This is a genomic window from Sagittula sp., from assembly GCF_052825245.1.
On record NZ_JBRBWD010000037.1, the window covers coordinates 60,106 to 78,984 of the forward strand.

The 18,879-nt window shown below is 65.8% G+C and carries 19 protein-coding genes; 15 read left to right on the top strand and 4 right to left on the bottom strand.

Features of this window, described 5'->3' with window-relative positions; all coding sequences use genetic code 11:
• Positions 1 to 32: 32 nt before the first annotated feature.
• Positions 33 to 749 (bottom strand): PAS domain-containing protein, encoded by a 717-nt coding sequence (locus tag ACU0DV_RS16775; RefSeq protein ID WP_100930641.1) that lies wholly within the window; start codon positions 747 to 749, stop codon positions 33 to 35.
• Between the two features lie 252 nt (positions 750 to 1,001).
• Here ACU0DV_RS16775 and ACU0DV_RS16780 point away from each other — a divergent pair, with 252 nt between their 5' ends.
• From ACU0DV_RS16780 to ACU0DV_RS16800, 5 genes are all read left to right on the top strand, one after another.
• Positions 1,002 to 1,892 (top strand): YicC/YloC family endoribonuclease, encoded by an 891-nt coding sequence (locus tag ACU0DV_RS16780; RefSeq protein ID WP_446242314.1) that lies wholly within the window; start codon positions 1,002 to 1,004, stop codon positions 1,890 to 1,892.
• A 17-nt stretch (positions 1,893 to 1,909) separates the two neighbouring features.
• On the top strand, positions 1,910 to 2,551 hold the full coding sequence (gene gmk / locus ACU0DV_RS16785) for a guanylate kinase (protein ID WP_446242323.1): 642 nt from the start codon (positions 1,910 to 1,912) through the stop codon (positions 2,549 to 2,551).
• Entirely contained in the window at positions 2,548 to 3,069 is a 522-nt protein-coding gene (locus ACU0DV_RS16790) for a gamma carbonic anhydrase family protein (RefSeq protein ID WP_446242315.1), read from the top strand. The genes gmk and ACU0DV_RS16790 overlap by 4 nt, the downstream gene beginning before the upstream one ends.
• 114 nt (positions 3,070 to 3,183) lie before the next feature.
• On the top strand, positions 3,184 to 4,359 hold the full coding sequence (locus tag ACU0DV_RS16795) for a trans-sulfuration enzyme family protein (protein WP_370313638.1): 1,176 nt from the start codon (positions 3,184 to 3,186) through the stop codon (positions 4,357 to 4,359).
• Position 4,360: 1 nt separating this feature from the next.
• Complete coding sequence (locus ACU0DV_RS16800; RefSeq protein ID WP_446242316.1) at positions 4,361 to 5,398, top strand: ATP-binding protein; 1,038 nt, start codon at positions 4,361 to 4,363, stop codon at positions 5,396 to 5,398.
• A gap of 58 nt (positions 5,399 to 5,456) precedes the next feature.
• Here ACU0DV_RS16800 and ACU0DV_RS16805 read toward each other — a convergent pair whose 3' ends face one another.
• The gene (locus ACU0DV_RS16805) at positions 5,457 to 5,630 is read right to left on the bottom strand and encodes a hypothetical protein (protein ID WP_446242317.1); all 174 of its coding nucleotides are present in this window, start codon (positions 5,628 to 5,630) and stop codon (positions 5,457 to 5,459) included.
• A gap of 160 nt (positions 5,631 to 5,790) precedes the next feature.
• On the opposite strand from ACU0DV_RS16805, the gene ACU0DV_RS16810 reads away from it, so the two are divergent.
• The 10 genes from ACU0DV_RS16810 to tsf all read left to right on the top strand — a co-directional run bounded on the left by ACU0DV_RS16810 (position 5,791) and on the right by tsf (position 16,825).
• Entirely contained in the window at positions 5,791 to 6,831 is a 1,041-nt protein-coding gene (locus ACU0DV_RS16810; RefSeq protein ID WP_100930636.1) for a substrate-binding domain-containing protein, read from the top strand.
• Between the two features lie 102 nt (positions 6,832 to 6,933).
• Positions 6,934 to 8,391 (top strand): phosphate ABC transporter permease subunit PstC, encoded by a 1,458-nt coding sequence (gene pstC / locus ACU0DV_RS16815; RefSeq protein WP_100930635.1) that lies wholly within the window; start codon positions 6,934 to 6,936, stop codon positions 8,389 to 8,391.
• A complete protein-coding gene (pstA, locus tag ACU0DV_RS16820; RefSeq protein ID WP_446242318.1) occupies positions 8,388 to 9,743 on the top strand; it encodes a phosphate ABC transporter permease PstA in 1,356 nt (451 codons plus the stop codon). The genes pstC and pstA overlap by 4 nt, the downstream gene beginning before the upstream one ends.
• A gap of 78 nt (positions 9,744 to 9,821) precedes the next feature.
• Positions 9,822 to 10,619: a phosphate ABC transporter ATP-binding protein PstB gene (gene pstB / locus ACU0DV_RS16825; RefSeq protein ID WP_100931072.1), complete on the top strand. Its 798-nt coding sequence runs from the start codon at positions 9,822 to 9,824 to the stop codon at positions 10,617 to 10,619.
• Positions 10,620 to 10,623: 4 nt separating this feature from the next.
• On the top strand, positions 10,624 to 11,367 hold the full coding sequence (gene phoU / locus ACU0DV_RS16830) for a phosphate signaling complex protein PhoU (RefSeq protein ID WP_100930633.1): 744 nt from the start codon (positions 10,624 to 10,626) through the stop codon (positions 11,365 to 11,367).
• Positions 11,368 to 11,372: 5 nt separating this feature from the next.
• The gene (gene phoB, locus ACU0DV_RS16835; protein ID WP_100930632.1) at positions 11,373 to 12,062 is read left to right on the top strand and encodes a phosphate regulon transcriptional regulator PhoB; all 690 of its coding nucleotides are present in this window, start codon (positions 11,373 to 11,375) and stop codon (positions 12,060 to 12,062) included.
• A gap of 367 nt (positions 12,063 to 12,429) precedes the next feature.
• A complete protein-coding gene (locus tag ACU0DV_RS16840; protein ID WP_370316275.1) occupies positions 12,430 to 13,017 on the top strand; it encodes a rhodanese-like domain-containing protein in 588 nt (195 codons plus the stop codon).
• 371 nt (positions 13,018 to 13,388) lie between these two features.
• On the top strand, positions 13,389 to 14,693 hold the full coding sequence (locus ACU0DV_RS16845; RefSeq protein ID WP_446242319.1) for a HupE/UreJ family protein: 1,305 nt from the start codon (positions 13,389 to 13,391) through the stop codon (positions 14,691 to 14,693).
• A 348-nt stretch (positions 14,694 to 15,041) separates the two neighbouring features.
• Positions 15,042 to 15,809, top strand: coding sequence for a 30S ribosomal protein S2 (gene rpsB, locus ACU0DV_RS16850; protein ID WP_100930629.1), 768 nt, complete (start codon positions 15,042 to 15,044; stop codon positions 15,807 to 15,809).
• Positions 15,810 to 15,949: 140 nt separating this feature from the next.
• Positions 15,950 to 16,825, top strand: coding sequence for a translation elongation factor Ts (gene tsf / locus ACU0DV_RS16855; protein ID WP_100930628.1), 876 nt, complete (start codon positions 15,950 to 15,952; stop codon positions 16,823 to 16,825).
• A gap of 507 nt (positions 16,826 to 17,332) precedes the next feature.
• Here tsf and ACU0DV_RS16860 read toward each other — a convergent pair.
• Entirely contained in the window at positions 17,333 to 18,094 is a 762-nt protein-coding gene (locus tag ACU0DV_RS16860) for a helix-turn-helix transcriptional regulator (protein ID WP_446242320.1), read from the bottom strand.
• Positions 18,095 to 18,097: 3 nt separating this feature from the next.
• Complete coding sequence (aroQ, locus tag ACU0DV_RS16865) at positions 18,098 to 18,535, bottom strand: type II 3-dehydroquinate dehydratase (protein WP_283983273.1); 438 nt, start codon at positions 18,533 to 18,535, stop codon at positions 18,098 to 18,100.
• Between the last annotated feature and the right edge of the window lie 344 nt (positions 18,536 to 18,879).

An 18,879-nucleotide genomic window follows, 5' to 3' on the forward strand; every position in this document is an offset into this window, starting at 1 on the left:
GGGACGGTCCCGCGGCACGTGGCGTTCAAAGGTCAGTCGTTGTCGACGATCAGGCGCAGGTGGCCGCGCTGCACGGTGGGACGCGGCTCTTCGGTCTTCGCGGCAGGGGCCGGGGTGAAGCTGCGCTGCTCTTCGCGGACCTCGAAGGCCGGGCGCGGCTGCGGCACGTCCGTACCGGCAAGGCCGGGCGCCGCAGGCGTTCCGCTCACCGCGGCCGAGATGTGCATCCGCACCACCTGGAACCGGCGTGGCGTCCGGCCGATCCGGCCATGGCTGATCAGCGCGCCAAGCCCGCGGGTCAGATCGCCGAAGTCCGAGCGCAGCGGCAGCAGCACAAGGCTGGCCTCGAGGTCGGGCTTGCCGAAACCGGCCTCTGCCCGCAGGTCGATGCGCACGATGGCCGGGTCGGCGAAGAGCGCCGTGACGCCCTGGCCGAACCGCTCGCGGTCGGCGGGCGCGATCAGGCTCGACAGCGGCATGCCCGCCACCTGCATGCCCATCAGGTCATTGAGATGTGTGCCCGCCACGCGGATCTTTGCCATCGACGGTGCGATGCGCTCCAGCAGGAACGCGTTTTCCAGCGCGCTCTCCATGCCCCTCGGGTCGACCTGGCTGCGCAACGGGACAGAGCTGCCATCGCACAACCCGCGCCAGTAGGTTTCCACCTGGCGCAAGGGCGCTTCGCGCCGTGCCTTCTCCCGCTCCGTCATCGAAACGATCCCTTGTCCGTTTCCGCCCTTGCCAAACATGTGTCCGCTCCTCTTGGTTCCGGATGCGACCTGGCAGAGCCCCCTGCCACCATGTCCGTGTGTCAATACTTCTTATAAAACCATTACTACCAGAACGCCGCCCGAATTTCGCCTCATTTCTGGCTCAACGGTTAACGTCTTCCAAAGAATTGTTGGCATCTGCCTGCCGGAACGGCGCCGTCTGCCGGGCTCTCGGCGCTTGCCTTGCGCGGCTCCGGGCATTACCCGGAACCCATGACAGGAGAGACAGACATGCGGCAGTCGATGACCGGGTTCGCAAGTGTGCAGGGCGCGGCCTTCGGCCTTGCCTGGGTGTGGGATCTGAGGGGCGTCAATGGCAAGGGGCTGGACCTGCGCCTGCGCCTGCCCGACTGGGTCGAGGGGCTCGAAGCGCAGGTGCGGGCCCTTGCGGCCAAGGCCCTTGTGCGGGGCAACGTGCAGATCGGGTTGCGCCTGACCTCCGACGGCGGCGACGGCGCGCTGCGGCTGGACGAGGGCCAGCTGACCGCCGTGCTCGACGCCATGTCCCGGATCGAGGCGGAGGCGATGGAACGCGGGCTCTCGCTGGCGCCGTCGACGGCGGCCGAGGTGGTGGGCCTGCGCGGCGTGCTGACGTCTGAGGCCGCAGAGGTCGACCAGGACGCGCTGCGCAACATGCTGGTCGCCGACTTCTCCCGCGCGCTCGATGCGTTCATCGGAATGCGGCAAAGTGAGGGCGCCGCGCTGGCCGACATCGTGATGCGCCAACTGGCCGAGATCGAGTCGCTGGTGACGGAGGCCGAAGCCGCCATCGCCGCCCGCGCCGATGCGCAGGTCCAGCGGTTCCGCACCCAGCTGGCCCGCGTCGCCGACAACGTGGACGGCATCGACGAGGCGCGCATCGCGCAGGAACTCGCGCTGATCGCGGTGAAATCCGACGTCACCGAAGAGATCGACCGCCTGCGCGCCCACATCGGCGCCGCCCGCGACCTCATGGCCACCGAGGGCGCCATCGGCCGCAAGCTCGACTTCCTCTGCCAGGAATTCAACCGCGAGGCCAACACCCTGTGTTCGAAATCCGGCGATACGGAACTGACCCGCATCGGCCTGAGCCTCAAGACCGCCATCGACCAGATGCGCGAGCAGATCCAGAACGTGGAATGACCGCTATGTCCGACATCTTGCCGAACCGCCGCGGTTTGCTCATCATCCTGTCCTCGCCCTCGGGCGCGGGCAAGTCCACCCTGTCGCGGCGCCTGCTGGACTGGGACCCGTCCCTGAGGTTCTCGGTCTCCGCCACGACCCGCGCGCCGCGGCCCGGCGAAGTGGACGGCCAGCACTACCACTTCCTCGCCGAGGAGGATTTCAAGCGCACGGTCAACGATCAGGGGATGCTGGAGCACGCCCACGTCTTCGGCCACTTCTACGGCTCGCCCCGCGCGCCGGTGGAGGCCGCGATCGGGCAGGGGCGCGACGTGCTGTTCGACATCGACTGGCAGGGCGCGCAGCAGATCGTCAACTCCGCGCTCGGGCCGCACACGCTCTCGGTCTTCATCCTGCCGCCCTCCATCGCCGAACTGCGCCGCCGCCTTGTCGGCCGCGGTCAGGACGCGCCCGAGGTGATCGCCAAGCGGATGCAGAAAAGCTGGGACGAGATCTCGCACTGGGGCAGCTACGACTACGTGCTGGTGAACGACGACCTCGACACCACCTTCGGGCAGCTGAAGACCATCGTCGCCGCCACCCGTCTGCGCCGCCTGCAACAGCCCTGGCTCGTGGACCACGTCCGCAGCCTGCAAACGGAATTCGAGGAGCTCGCATGACCATCTACGCCCTGGACGACATCGAACCGCAACTGCACGCCACCGCTTGGGTCGCCCCCGGCGCGCATGTCATCGGCCGCATCGTGATGGAGGAGGACAGCTCCGTCTGGTTCGGCAGCACCCTGCGCGGCGACAACGAGGAAATCCGCGTCGGGCGCGGCTCTAACCTGCAGGAGAACGTGGTCTGCCACACCGACATGGGCTATCCGCTGGTGATCGGCGCGGGCTGCACCATCGGCCACAAGGTCATGCTGCACGGCTGTACCATCGGCGACAACACCCTGATCGGCATGGGGGCGACGATCCTGAACGGCGCGAAGATCGGCAAGAACTGCCTGATCGGCGCGGGCGCGCTTGTGACCGAGGGCAAGGAGATCCCCGATGGCAGCCTCGTCATGGGGATGCCGGGCAAGGTCGTGCGCGAACTGACGCCCGAGGCCATCGAAGGCCTGAAGAAGTCCGCGCTCGGCTACCAGGCCAACGCCCGGCGCTTTGCCAAGGGTCTGCGCGCGCTCTGAGCGCCCCCTGACGTCACACGAAAAATCGCGCGTGCCCGCGGGTTTGCACGATTGACAGCCCCTGCGCGCGGTGCTCCCTCTGACGCCACCAGAAGACCCGATAGGAAAGACGCCATGAAACCCACGCTGCAACGTCCCGTGACCGTCCCGCAGAGCCTCTCGACCCCGGTCATCACCCCGCTGATGCCTTCCGTGGTCTACGCCTCGACCACGCCGGACGAGCTCGATTCGCAGTACGAGGGCCGGGCGCAGGGCTACACCTACGCGCGTGAGGGGCACCCCAATGCCGACGTGCTGGCCCGCCGCATCGATGCGCTCGAAGGGTGCGAGGGCGGCCTGGTGCTGGGCTCCGGCATGGCGGCGGTAGCGGCGGTTCTGCTTGGCCTGACGAAGGCCGGGGATCATGTCGTCGGCGGCGACCAGCTTTACGGCCGCTCGCTCAGGATGCTGACCGAAGACCTGCCGCGCCTCGGCATCGCCACCACCATGGCGCAGGTGACGGATGCCGCATCGGTCGCCGCCGCGCTGCGCCCCGAAACGAAAATGGTACTGATCGAGGTCGTCTCCAACCCGACGCTGCGGCTGGCCGATCTCGACGGAATCGCCGCCCTCTGCCGGGAAAAGGGCGTGCTTCTGGTGGTCGACAACACCTTCACCACACCCGCCACGGTCAAACCGTTCGAACACGGCGCCGACATCGTGCTGCATTCGGTGACAAAGCTTCTGGCAGGCCATTCGGACGTGACACTCGGCTGGATCGGCGCGCGGGACCCGGACCTGATGGCGAAGATGCGGATCTTCGCCGTGACCACCGGCATGACGCCCAGCCCCTTCGACTGCTGGCTGGCGGAGCGCGGGCTGCACACCTTCGCGCTGCGGCAGGCCCGCACGCAGGAGACCGCGCGACGGCTGGCCGATCACCTCGCCGGACAGGCGGGCATCGCCAGGGTGCTCTACCCGACCCGGCCCGACCACCCCGACATGGCCCGCGCGCAGGGGCTGCTGCAGGGGCAGGGCGGCAACATGGTGAGCTTCGTGCTCGACGGCGGACGCGCGGAGGCCAACGCCTTCGCCGAGGCCGCCAACGGCGTGGCCTTCGCGCCAACACTGGGCGACGTGGGGACCACGCTCTCGCACCCGGCCTCCTCCTCGCACCGCGCGCTGACGCCCGAGGGCCGCGAGGCGCTCGGCATCACCGAGGGGTTCTTCCGCGTCTCCGTGGGGCTCGAGGACCCCGACGCGCTGATCGCCTGCTTCGACGCGGGGATCGCCGCCGCGCGGAGCGTCTGAGATGACGGAGGCCGAAGCGGGTTTCGTCGAGGCGATCCCGCTGCCTGCGGTGATGATCCGCCGGGACGAGCGGATCGAGGCGGCCAACGGCCCGGCGCTGGCGCTGCTGGGGCAGGGCATCCGGGGCCGCCACTTCATCACTGCGCTGCGCCAGCCGGGCCTGCTCGACGCGATAGAGAGCTGCCTGCGCGACGGCTCTCCGCGCGTGGCCGACTTCCTGACCAACGACGGGCGGCAGGACACCACCTACCGCGTGACCGTCCGCGCCGTGGCGCTGGAAAGCGGGCGTGGCGTGCTGGTCTGCTTCGAGGATGTCACCTCCATCGAGCAGATCGGCCAGATGCGCCGCGACTTCGTCGCCAACGTCAGCCATGAACTGCGCACGCCGCTGACCGCCCTGATCGGTTTCATCGAAACGCTGAAAGGCCCGGCGCGCGGCGATCCGGCGGGGCAGGCGCGCTTTCTGTCGATCATGGAGTCGGAGGCCGCCCGCATGAACCGCCTGATCGGCGACCTGCTGTCGCTCAGCCGGGTGGAGGCGGACGAACGCGTCCGGCCTACAACCCGGCTAGATCCGGCCGAGATCGCGCGGTCCACGCTGCACGGGCTGCGCCCCATCGCCGAGGAGGCGGGCGTGACGATCGACCTGTCGGTGCCCGATGTGCCGCTGTCCATTCCCGGCGACGAGGACCAACTTCGGCAGGTGCTGACCAACCTCGTGGAGAACGCGATCAAGTATTCCGGGCGCGGCGCCTCCGTCACCGTGACGCTGACCGCGGTGGACTACGAACCGCGCGTCCGGGGCCGGGGGGTGCGTCTGACGGTCAGCGACACCGGCCCGGGCATCGACCAGATCCACCTGCCGCGCCTGACCGAACGCTTCTACCGCGTGGACAGCCACCGCTCGCGGGAGATGGGCGGCACGGGCTTGGGCCTCGCCATCGTCAAGCACATCGTGAACCGCCACCGCGGGCGGCTGCGGGTGGACAGCGAACTGGGCAAGGGCACGACCTTCACCGTCATCCTGCCCGCCGGCTGACGGTGCGGCGGCACGTTTGCCCGCCCGTCACAAACCCCGGGAATCGGTAAACGCGCCGTCACGATTCGACCGGGGCGCCGAAGTATCCGTCGAGATCGGCAAAATGACCCAGCGTCATCGACGATTTCCGCCCCTCAGCGCGTGCAAATTGAAGAGCGCCGCGGAAGTATCTGGCATTAAACAATAAAACAAAACCCATCCAATCCGCAGCCCGTCCCAGGCGCGAAGTCATGCCGCCCGCGTCCCGCTCACGTTGCATGAAATCCCGTTAAAAACCGCGCCGTCATCAAACTGTTACATCACCGTCACAAAAGCATTGCGCGCTGTCCTTAGCGAGGGGCGCGACGGTCATCACTGGGGATGATCGATTCCTGACCTAGGGAGCAAACCTGATGAAATTCGTGAAACTGACCGCCTCTGCTCTGGCGCTCGCTTCCGCAGCCTCCGCAGCCTACGCACGTGACAACGTGCAGGTTGCAGGCTCCTCCACCGTTCTGCCCTACGCCTCCATCGTGGCCGAAGCCTTCGGCGAGAACTTCGACTTCCCGACCCCGGTCGTGGAATCCGGCGGCTCCTCCGCCGGCCTCAAGCGCTTCTGCGAAGGCGTGGGCGAAAACACCATCGACATCGCGAACGCCTCCCGCGCGATCCGCGAAAACGAAATCGCCGCCTGCGCAGACGCCGGCGTGACCGACATCATCGAAGTCCGCATCGGCTATGACGGCATCGTCTTCGCCTCCCAGATCGACGGCCCGGCCTTCACCGCCTTCGAACCGGCAGACATCTACAACGCCCTGGCCCCGAAAGTGGTCAAGGACGGCGAGCTGGTCGACAACCCCTACACCATGTGGTCCGAGTTCAACGCCGAGCTGCCGGAAGCCGAGATCATGGCCTTCATCCCGGGCACCAAGCACGGCACCCGTGAAGTCTTCGAAGAGAAGGTCCTGGCAGCAGGCTGCGAGACCACCGGCGCCCTGCAGGCGATGCTCGACAGCGGCATGTCCGAGGACGACGCCGAGGACGCCTGCATCGCAGTGCGCACCGACGGCCGTTCGGTCGACATCGACGGCGACTACACCGAGACGCTGGCCTCCATCGACTCCAACTCCAACGGCATCGGCGTGTTCGGCCTGGCGTTCTACGAGAACAACACCGACAAGCTGAAGGTCGCCACCGTCTCCGGCATCGAGCCGAAGACCGAGACCATCGCCTCCGGCGAATACCCGGTCTCCCGCCCGCTGTTCTTCTACATCAAGAAGGCACACATCGGCGTCATCCCGGGCCTGAAGGAATTCGCCGAATTCTTCGTCGCGGACGAGATCGCAGGCCCGGACGGCCCGCTCTCCGAATACGGCCTCGTGGCTGACCCGGAACTGGCACAGACCCAGGAGAAGGTCGCGAACGAGACCACCATGTCCGAAGAAGGCATGTAATCGGACCCGCAAGGGACCTTGCACACCTCAGACGGGGCGGCCATTCCCGCCGCCCCGTCCGCCATTCAGGCAAAGAAATACATCAGGGACTTCGGGGGGCACATGCCTTTACTCTGGCTCATCGTGATTGTGCTTGCGCTGGCAGCCGTCGGCTATGTCGCCGGGCGCGGCCGCGCAATGAAGAGCGCCGGCGGCGACAGCCGCCACCTGCACTCGCTGCCGTCCTATTACGGCTCGAACGCGGCGATCAAGGTCGTCGTCCCCGCCTTCCTGCTGCTGATCGTCTGGCTTCTGGCGCAGCCGATCTACGTCAACTCCGTCGTCTCCGGGATGATCCCCGAAAGCGAGGTCGCCGAGGGCAGCAACCTGTCGCTCGTGATGGCCGAGGTGCGCCGCACCGCCGACGGCATCGACAACGCCATCGCCGCAGGGCTGATGCAGGCCGACCGCGTGCGCGACATCAGCGCCGACCAGCTCACCCAGTCGCTGAAGGACGCGGGCCAGATCGTCACCTCCGCGATCACCCCCGCCGTGCTGGACGCCGCCCAGGAGTTCCGCGTCATCAACAACCGCGGCAACCTCTACATGACCGTGGCCGTGCTGGTCCTCGCGATCGCGGGCTTCGTGATCGCCCTGCGCGAGACGCACAAGGACTTCCGCGCCCGCAACGTGGTGGAAACCTCCGTCCGCTACCTGCTGATCGCCGCCGCCTCCATCGCGATCCTGACCACCATCGGCATCGTGTTCTCGCTGATCGGCAACACCATCCGGTTCTTCAACCTCTACCCGGCGGGCGAATTCTTCGGCTCGCTCACCTGGTCGCCCTCCTTCGGCGGCGGGTCCGAGCTGGGGATCTGGCCGCTGCTCTGGGGCACGCTCTACATCTCCTTCGTGGCGCTGCTGGTCGCCGTGCCGATCGGCCTTTTCGCTGCCGTCTACCTGTCGGAATACGCGGGCCCGAAGATGCGCGCCTACGCCAAGCCCGCGCTCGAGGTGCTGGCCGGCATCCCCACCATCGTCTACGGCCTCTTCGCGCTGCTGACGGTCGGCCCGCTGCTGCTGTCGGTCTTCGGCAGCGACGGTCTGGGCTGGATGCAGGGCACCCGCGCGGTCATCACCGCCGGCATCGCCATGGGCATCATGCTGATCCCATTCGTTTCCTCGCTCTCCGACGACATCATCAACGCCGTGCCGCAGGCAATGCGTGACGGCTCCTACGGGCTGGGCGCGACGAAGTCCGAGACCATCAAGCAGGTGATCCTGCCCGCGGCCCTTCCGGGCATCGTGGGCGCCATCCTGCTGGCCACCTCGCGCGCCATCGGCGAGACGATGATCGTGGTGCTGGGGGCAGGGGCCGCGGCCAAGCTGTCGCTCAACCCCTTCGAGGCGATGACCACCGTGACCACGCGGATCGTCTCGCAGCTGACCGGCGACGCCGACTTCGCCTCGCCCGAGGCGCTGGTGGCCTTCGCCCTCGGCATGACCCTCTTCATCCTGACGCTGGGGCTGAACGTCTTCGCCCTCTACATCGTGCGCAAGTACCGGGAGCAGTACGAATGACCGACGCATCCATGGACACCGCCGGTGCACCGCGCGGCAAGATTTCCCTGACCGCCGCCGACGCCCGGACCAAGCGCCGCAATGCCGCCGAGAAACGCTTCCGGATGTACGGCCTTGCCGCCATCGGCACCGGCATCTTCTTCCTCGTCGTGCTGCTCTGGGCGATCCTGACGAACGGCCTGACCGCCTTCCAGCAGACCTTCATCGAGGTGCCCGTCTACCTGGACGAGGCAAAGCTCGACAAGAACGGCAACCGCGACATCGAGGACATCAAGAAGGTCTCCACCTTCGGCTACCAGCCGCTGATCCAGCAGGCGATCTTCACGCAGGTGCAGGAGCAGGGCTTCGAAACCCCGCTGGAGGACGACGGCGACATGAAGGCGCTGATCTCCGCCTCCGCCGCCGCACAGCTGCGCGACTACGTCATCGCCAACCCCGGCCAGATCGGCGAGACCATCGAGTTCCGCATCCTCGCATCCTCCCGCGTCGACGGCTACTTCAAGGGCCGGGTCAAGCGCGAGGACATCACCCGCGACAAGAACATCGACTCCGAACACCTCGACCTCATCGACCAGATGCGCGAGGCGGGGCTTGTCGAGAAGTCCTTCAACTCCGAGTTCATCTTCGGCGCCGATGCCTCCGAATCCCGCCCCGAACAGGCCGGTCTGGGCGTGTCGATGCTGGGGTCCTTCTTCATGATGCTGGTGGTGCTGGCGCTGTCGCTGCCCATCGGCGTCGCCGCCTCCATCTACCTCGAGGAATTCGCGCCGCAGAACCGCTTCACCGACCTGATCGAGGTGAACATCTCCAACCTCGCGGCCGTGCCCTCCATCGTCTTCGGCATCCTGGGCCTTGCCGTCTTCATCCAGTTCGCCGGGCTGCCGCAGTCCGCGCCGCTGGTCGGCGGCCTCGTGCTGACGCTGATGACCCTGCCCACGATCATCATCTCCACCCGCGCCTCGCTGAAGTCGGTCCCGCCGTCGATCCGCGACGCGGCACTGGGGGTGGGCGCGTCGAAGATGCAGGCGGTCTTCCACCACGTGCTGCCGCTCGCCATGCCGGGCATCCTGACCGGCACCATCATCGGCCTGGCGCAGGCGCTCGGCGAAACCGCGCCGCTCCTGCTGATCGGCATGGTGGGCTACATCGCCACCAACTACCCCGAGGGCATCGCCGAAGGCTTCATGTCCCCGAACTCCGCCATGCCCGCCCAGATCTACGAATGGGCCAAGCGCGCCGACCCGGCCTACTACGAACGGGCCTGGGGCGGGATCATCATCCTCCTGGTCTTCCTGCTGACCATGAACATCATCGCCATCATCCTGCGCCGCCGCTTCGAGCGCCGCTGGTAAGCCGGAGAGATCCGGCCCCACCGCCAAGGCCCGGCATTCCCGACGGGCGGCCAAACCGCTAGGATAGGACCCATGAACATGTACGACGCACCGCATACGGACCGAAACGTGACCCAGACCGAGACCAAGATCAGCGCCCGTGGCGTTCAGGTATTCTACGGCGACACCCACGCCATCAAGGACGTGGACGTGGACATCGAGGACAAGACCGTGACCGCCTTCATCGGCCCCTCGGGCTGTGGCAAGTCCACCTTCCTGCGCACGCTGAACCGGATGAACGACACCATCGACATCTGCCGCGTCGAGGGCCGGATCGAGATCGACGGCGAGGACATCTACGACAAGCGCGTCGACCCGGTGCAGCTCCGCGCCAAGGTCGGCATGGTCTTCCAGAAGCCCAACCCGTTCCCCAAGTCGATCTACGACAACATCGCCTACGGGCCGCGGATCCACGGGCTTGCCAAGAACAAGGCCGACCTCGACGAGATCGTCGAGAAGTCGCTCCGCCGCGGCGCCATCTGGAACGAGGTGAAGGACCGCCTGCAGGCGCCCGGCACCGGCCTGTCCGGCGGCCAGCAGCAGCGCCTCTGCATCGCCCGCGCCATCGCCACCGAACCGGAGGTTCTGCTGATGGACGAGCCGTGCTCCGCGCTCGACCCCATCGCCACCTCGCAGGTAGAGGAACTGATCGACGAACTGCGGCAGGACTACTCGGTGGTGATCGTGACCCACTCCATGCAGCAGGCCGCCCGCGTCAGCCAGAAGACGGCCTTCTTCCACCTCGGCAACCTCGTGGAATACGGCGAAACCGGCAAGATCTTCACCAACCCCGAAGATCCCCGCACCGAAAGCTACATCACAGGACGGATCGGATAATCCCATGACCGAACTGAACCAGCACATCGCCTCGGCCTTCGACCGCGACCTCGAAGGCATCCAGGCCCGGATCATGAAGATGGGCGGCCTCGTCGAAGAGGCGATCATCAGCGCCGCCACCGCGCTCGAGAAGCGGGACGAGGAACTGGCCCAGAAGGTGCGCGACGGCGACAAGGCCATCGACGCCATGGACGAAAGCCTCAACGAGGAAGCCGCCCGGGTCATCGCCCTGCGCGCGCCCATCGCCTCCGACCTGCGGGTCGTGCTGTCGGTGATGCGCATGTCGGCGAACCTCGAACGCATCGGCGACCTGTCGAAGAACATCGCCAAGCGCACCTCCGTGCTGTCGCAGATGCAGCAGATCGGCGGCACCGCCGCCTCGCTCCGCCGCATGGCCCGCGAGGTGGAGCTGATGCTGAAGGACGCGCTCGACGCCTACATCCAGCGCGACGAGGCGCTGGCGCTCGACGTGATCGACCGCGACCGCGACGTCGACCAGATGTACAACACGCTGTTCCGCGAGTTCCTGACCTTCATGCTCGAGGACCCGCGCAACATCACCGCCTGCATGCACCTGCATTTCATCGCCAAGAACATCGAACGGATGGGCGACCACGTCACCTCGATCTCCGAGCAGGTGGTCTTCCTCGTCACCGGGCAGATGCCGACAGAGGCGCGGGTGAAGGACGACCGCACGTCCTCCGACTACCGGCTCTCGCCGGAGTTCTCGCAAGCGGACGAGGACTGAGGGCGATGGCGGCGGATCAGCCCACGGTTCTGCTCGTCGAGGACGAGCCGGCACAGCGCGAAGTCCTGTCCTACAACCTGGAGGCCGAAGGCTTCCGGGTGGCCAGCGCCGGCAACGGCGAAGAGGCGCTCCTGATGATGGCGGAGGAAAACCCCGACATCGTGGTCCTCGACTGGATGCTGCCCAACGTCTCCGGGATCGAGGTCTGCCGCCAGATCAAGACCCGGCCGGAAACCCGCAACGTGCCGATCATCATGCTTTCGGCCCGCTCGGAGGAGATCGACCGCGTGCGCGGCCTTGAAACCGGCGCCGACGACTACGTGGTCAAACCCTACTCGATCATCGAGCTGATGGCGCGGGTGCGGGCGCAACTCCGGCGCACCCGGCCCTCCGCCGCCGGTCTGCGGCTCGAATACGAGGACATCGTGCTCGATTCCGAGACCCACCGCGTGACCCGCAACGGCAAGCCGCTGAAACTCGGCCCGACAGAATTCCGCCTGCTGACCACCTTCATGGAAAAGCCGGGCCGCGTCTGGTCGCGCGAACAGCTTCTGGACCGCGTCTGGGGCCGCGACATCTATGTCGACACCCGCACCGTAGACGTCCACATCGGCCGCCTCCGCAAGGCGCTGAGCCAGCACGGCGGTCAGGACCCCCTCCGCACCGTCCGCGGCGCAGGATACGCGCTGGGGTGATTTGCCGGACCGCGCCTCCGGCGCGGCGAACCGTCCGGGGGACGGTTCGGGCAAATCACGGGCGAAGCCCCGGGCGAAGGAGCGGGTCCGGCAGAGCCGGATGAAAGGTCCGGTGGACCTTTCAAGCGACGAACGGGCGAAGCCCCGGGGCGGCCGGACCGCGCCTCCGGCGCGGTGAACCGTCCGGGGGTACGGTTCGGGCCAATCACGGGCGAAGCCCCGGGCAAACCAGCGGTTCCGGCGAAGCGCCGGGACGACCGCACCCAAGGCGCTCCCCATGACCGGCGGCAGCACATGGGGGCAGGGCGCCCGCGCTTGAATTGTGCCTGCCCGGCCCCAACCTCCATTTCACAAGGGAGGACACATCATGCTCATCAGATCCATCGTCGCGGGCGCGCTGCTCAGCACGCCGCTCCTGGCCGAAGAGGTCAACATCACCCCGGACATGCCCTCGGTCACGATCGAGACGGCTGAAGGATCGGCCACCATCAGCCGCATTCAGGACCAGGCCAACGAGCTTGACGGCGAATGGGCACAGACCTCGCGCGCCTGTCCGCCGTTCTGCATCCAGCCGATGACCCCGGCACCGGGCGTGACCACCATCGGCGAGCTGGAACTGCTCGACATGCTGCAGGACCCCGACGCCATGGTGATCGACAGCCGCACCGAAGACTGGTTCCGCACCGGCTCCATCCCGGGCGCGGTGAACATCCCCTATACCTACGTCATCGACGAACTGGCGCAGCTCGGCTGCGAGCCCGACTTCGACGGCTGGGATTGCGCCGGCGCGCGGCGTGTCGCGCTGTTCTGCAACGGTCTCTGGTGCGGGCAGTCGCCGACCGCGATCCGCAACATGATCGAGGCGGGCTATCCGGCCGACCGTATCTTCTATTATCGCGGCGGCATGCAAAGCTGGCGGCTGCTGGGCCTTTCGGTCACCGACCAGACCGGCTGAGCGGGCAGGGCGCCGTGACGCGACGTTTCCGACAGGGTTAACGAAAAACATTGCTGCGCAACGGTTTGGCGGCGCCGATTCGCGCAAAAGATTAACAACCGGCCGGGAATCGGGGTCCAATCGGCCGGTTCGTCCCTTAACGCGCCTCTCGATTCATGAAGATCCGTTAACCCGTTGTGGCACATCCGTTTTCGCACCACAGCATGTCGTATGCCCGTGCGGCGTACGCTCCGTTACCCCTCCGCGCGCGCCGTTCATCCCTCGGGGGTGCCGGTGTGGCAGGTTAACGGCGTACGATGGGGGCGCTTCCGCCCTTGAACCCGCCTGACATTGCGTCATCTTGGATCGGAACTGCCGCCACGGAGACGACCATGATCCGCGCCCTTGCCGCCCTTCTCGCCAGCCTTCTGTGGCTTTCCACCGCCGCCGCCCACGAGGTCCGGCCCGCCATCGGCGACCTGACCACCGAAGGGTCCGACCTGTCGCTTGTGCTGCGCCTATCGGCGGAACCGCTTCTGGCGGGCGTCGACCTCGAAGGCGTGGAGGACACCAACGCCACCGACGGCGCCGAGGAGGTCGATACCCTCCGCGCGCTCTCTCCCGACGACCTGAAGGCCCGTATCGAGGGCGAGGAACAGGCCATCCTCGGGCCCATCACCGTGACCACGCAGGACGGCACGGAGGTGCCGCTCACGCTCGGCAACGTCGAGGTCGACGACGAAGCCAACATCGACCTTCCGCGCGAGAGCCGCTTGTTCCTGAACGGAAATCTGCCCGCGAGCGCGCAGGCGATCACCGTCTCGTGGCCTTCGGAATACGGCACGCTGATCCTGCGGCAGATGGACGTCGAGGACGGCTATACCGGCTACCTCTCCGGCGGCCCGTCCGAGCCGATCACCCTCGCCGGTGGCGACGCCATGGGGCCGCTCGCCACCTTCGCCAGCTACATCCCGGTTGGCTTCGAACACATCCTGCCCATGGGCCTCGACCACATCCTCTTCGTGCTGGGGCTGTTCTTCCTCTCCACCCGGCTCAGCCCGCTGCTCTGGCAGATCTCCGCCTTCACGCTGGCGCACACCGTGACGCTGGCGCTCGGCGCGCTGGGGTACGTGTCCATCCCCGGCAGCATCGTGGAACCGATCATCGCCGCCTCCATCGTCTACGTCGCGGTGGAGAACATCGTCTCCGACAAGCTGCACCGCTGGCGGCCGCTGGTGATCTTCATCTTCGGCCTGCTGCACGGGCTTGGCTTCGCGTCGGTCCTGCAAGAGTTCGGACTGCCGGAAAACCAGTTCATTCCGGCACTTATCGGCTTCAACGTCGGTGTGGAGTTCGGCCAGCTCACGGTCATCGCCATCGCCTTCCTGCTGGTGGTTCTGGCCCAGAGAACCGACCGCCTGAAGGCCGACCAGCGCATGGCGCAGGTGGTCTACGGCGTGCTGGCCATCGTCTTCGTGGCGGCAGGCTACCTGCTGAACGGCCCGGGATTCACCGCCGCGATGGGGGCAGGGGCGCCGGTCTTCCTCTGGCCGCTGGCGGCGCTTTCGGTGGCCTGCCTGATCTCGGCACACTTCGTGGATCACCTCGACGCCTACCGCCGCTACGTGGCCACGCCCGCCTCGGTCGCCATCGCCTGCGTCGGCGCCTACTGGTTCGTGGAGCGGGTTTTCCTTTGACCTCTCCATCCGACTGAGCTAAGGATTTCAAACGGTTGGGCCGCGTTCTTGCGCGGCCCCTCGCAATTCCGAACGATCCACTTGCCTGTCGCGATCTTCCGCGCGAAACCCCACTTGGCCCCGGTCACGCCACCGCCGATCCGCAGCTCAGGAAAGGCTGTATGGCGCCATGCCCGCATCGCCGCCGTTATGGGCTTGCCACGGCGTACAAACCTCTGTAATGGCCCCCTCACGAACCCGCAGGCGGGGGCGGGCCTTATGGGGGAGACATCCCCATAGGTCCACCGGTTGGCCCGGAATGATCCGGACAAATCCCCCGCCGAGGCTAAACCGGAAAGGATAGAAGGCATGGCTCTTCCCGAGTTCAACATGCGTCAGCTGCTTGAAGCTGGCGTTCACTTCGGCCACCAGACGCAGCGCTGGAACCCCCGCATGGGCGAGTTCATCTACGGTGCGCGCAACGGCATCCACATCATGGACCTGACGCAGACCGTCCCGATGCTGGACCAGGCTCTGCAGGCCATCCGTGACTGCGTCGCCAAGGGCGGCCGCGTTCTCTTCGTCGGCACCAAGCGTCAGGCAGCACAGCCGATCGCCGAAGCGGCCGAGAAGTGCGCACAGTACTACATGAACCACCGCTGGCTCGGTGGCACGCTGACCAACTGGCAGACCGTGTCGCAGTCGATCAACCGCCTGCGTTCCATCGACGAGCAGATGGAATCCGGCGCAGAGGGCCTCACCAAGAAAGAGCGCCTGAACATGGAACGCGACCAGGCGAAGCTGCAGGCCTCGCTGGGCGGCATCCGTGAGATGGGCGGCGTGCCGGATATGCTGTTCGTCATCGACGTCAAGAAAGAGCAGCTGGCCGTGGCCGAAGCCAACAAGCTGGGCATCCCGGTTGTCGCGGTTGTCGACACCAACTGCTCGCCCGACGGCGTGGACTACATCATCCCGGGCAACGACGACGCGGCACGCGCCATCGCGCTCTACTGCGACCTCGCATCCCGTGCGGCCCTGGACGGCATGACCGGCCAGATGGAAGCGGCAGGCGTCGATCTCGGCGCGCTCGAGGAAGCCCCGGCAGAAGAGCTGCTGGCCGGCACCGACGGCAATTGAGCCGGTCCGGGCGGGCTGTCGCAAAAGCGATACCTGCCCGTGACATGAGGTTCGCGATCCGGCGCGGGGCAGGGGACTGCCATGCGCCGGTTTCAAGGGGCCACCGTGCCCCACCAAGATGACATGAGGAGAGCCAAGCGATGGCGATCACTGCTGCACAGGTGAAAGAACTGCGCGAAATGACCGGCGCAGGCATGATGGATGCGAAGAAGGCCCTGGTCGAGAACGACGGCAACATGGATGCTGCGGTCGACTGGCTGCGCACCAAGGGGCTGGCGAAGGCCGCCAAGAAGTCCGGCCGCACCGCCGCCGAAGGTCTCGTGGCCGTGAAGGTCGAAGGCGGCCAGGGCGTCGCCGTCGAGGTCAACTCGGAAACCGACTTCGTCGCCAAGAACGCCGAGTTCCAGTCGATGGTGGCTGGCATTGCCGGTGCCGCGCTGAACGTCGACTCCGTCGAGGCGCTGGCCGATGCACAGCTCAACGGCAAGCCGGTGTCGGAGAACATCACCGACGCGGTTGCCAAGATCGGCGAGAACATGACCCTGCGCCGGATGGCCAAGATCTCGGGCGAGACCGTGTCCACCTACGTGCACAATGCGGCGGCTGACGGCATGGGCCAGATCGGCGTGCTGGTTGCGCTGACCGGCGGTTCCGACGAGTTCGGCAAGCAGGTCGCGATGCACATCGCCGCCACCAACCCGGCGGCTCTGAACGAGTCCGAACTGGACCCGGCCATCGTCGAGAAAGAGCGCCAGGTGCAGATCGACATCGCCCGCGAATCCGGCAAGCCGGAGCAGGTGATCGAGAAGATGATCGAAGGCCGGATGAAGAAGTTCCTCGCCGAGATCACGCTGGTCGGTCAGCCCTTCGCGCTGAACCCCGATGTGACCGTCGCGCAGGCCGCGAAAGAGGCAGGTGCAGAGATCACCGGCTTCATCCGCATGCAGGTCGGCGAAGGCATCGAGAAGAAGGAAGAGGATTTCGCAGCCGAAGTGGCGAAGGCCGCTCAGGGCTGAGGTCCAATTCCTGACAGGCGCCGTCTTTGCAGGCGGCGCCCTTGGACGACAGCAACAAATAGCGCCGGTCCCAAGACGGGACCGGCGCTTTCGTTATTGCAAATGGACAAAAGGGCGGGGCCCCCGGTGAGACATTGGGGATGAGACCGGGGACCCCGTTTGGGATGCCGGCCAACGGGGCGGAAATTTCCCCGCTGGACCAGCGCCGGTTTGCACCGGAAGATCGACAGGGCCCGGAAATACGCGGGGTGCCGCTCCTTTGCTCCATGGCCAAAGCCACCACTCACGGAACGTGGATACCCTCGCAATTTACCCATGGTAAAGAAAGTCGGGATTTCCTGACCAACAGGTAAAAACGGAAAATTAACGATTTCGCAGCCGCCGATTTCAGGTTTTGAAATCGAGTTTTAAGAAGACCTGCAGGAAGCGCGTGTAAGCGAAAGCGATTTGCCCGTTTCCGCGTCATGTTGATGCAGCAACGAAGCGCGGCTCAATTAGAGCGTGGAATCACGCCTCTATTATGTACATCTGGTTGTGAAACGCTGCTTTTGCGACCGCCTGCGCGGTGGTTTCCACGTTCAGGGTTTCGCGTGCCAGGCGGAGGTGCTTTTCGATCGTCGCCTGCGTCAGGCCCATGATCTGCGCGATATCCTGCATGGTCTTGCCGTCACCGACCCATTCCAAGGCCTCGCGCTGGCGCGGGGTAAGTGTCTGATTATGCAAAGGAACGGGCAGGGTGAGGATCTTGAGATGCACGAGGTTGTTCAAGAGGATGATGTCCGATCCGTGTTCCGCCCAGACGGCATCCGCGTCGTCCTGCGTCATCTCGGCCCGCGCCGTCAGGGAAATCGCGCCCTTTGCGCGGCTCGACACGGATTTGAAGCTGATCGTGTAGCCAGCCTGAACCTTGTGCGCGACGTTGAAGGCCACGACTCTCTGTGCCTTCTCCGAGAGCGCACCGGTGGTGATCTGCTCGGCCAGGACGCGCCAGGAACAATGGCCTTCGTTCTCCAGCGCCCAGCGGACCATGGGTGCATCGCGGTACAGGCCGCCTTCGACAAAACCCTTGCGATAGGCCGGCAAGTGGTTGCTCAGAATGACGAAATCGTTCGGATCGCCCATCGAGTTCGGCGTCAGGAAGCGGGTGAACCCGTAGATAAGACGGTCGAACCCGTAGGCTTCCATCAGGTTGCAGTGTTCCGCCCAGAGGACTTCGACACGGTCGACATTGGTTAGTTCGATCAGCTTGTCTCGTAAGTCCGGCGTCAAGGATCAACCCTCCAGATGGCCCAACAGGGCGTCGATTGCCAGAGTATAGCCCTTGGCGCCAAAGCCCGCTATGACCCCGATTGCGACAGGGCTGATGTAGGAATGATGGCGGAAGGCCTCGCGCGCATGCACGTTGGACAGGTGCAGCTCGATCGTCGGCATCTGCGTGCCCTTGATGGCGTCCATCAACGCGACGGACGTGTGCGTGTAGGCGCCAGCGTTGAGGATGATCCCGGCATGCACACCGCGCGCCTCATGGATCCAGGTCACGAGCTGGCCCTCGAAGTTCGACTGCAGGCAGGTCACCGAGACGCCCTTGGTCGCGCCGTGGGTGCGGCACATCTCCTCGACATCCGAAAGTGTGGTCGATCCGTAGATCTCGGGCTGACGTGTGCCAAGCAGGTTCAGGTTCGGGCCATTCAGCACGAGGATAGAGGTCATGTCGGACTCCGGTATTGAGGTGCGCGAGTTAACGACTGGTCAACCGGGTTGTCCAGCCTTGAGCGCGTGTTCGACAGGTTATCTAGGGTTGTGGTTCTTAGGCAGGGTTAAGAAAATTCGGCCGGATGCGATACCAGACGATGCAGCGGATCAGTGGTTCACCACATCAAATTTATACATAATACAGATTATCAGATTAACGTGTGTACGCGCAAAGTTAAAGTGTCCCACATCTGCAAAGTAGAAGTGTCACACTCTGCCCCGATGAGAACAGGCAGAGGTTGCGGGCATGGGATGGGTTTTGATGAGCGAGCGCGAGCTGAACCGCGTCGAGGTACTGAGCC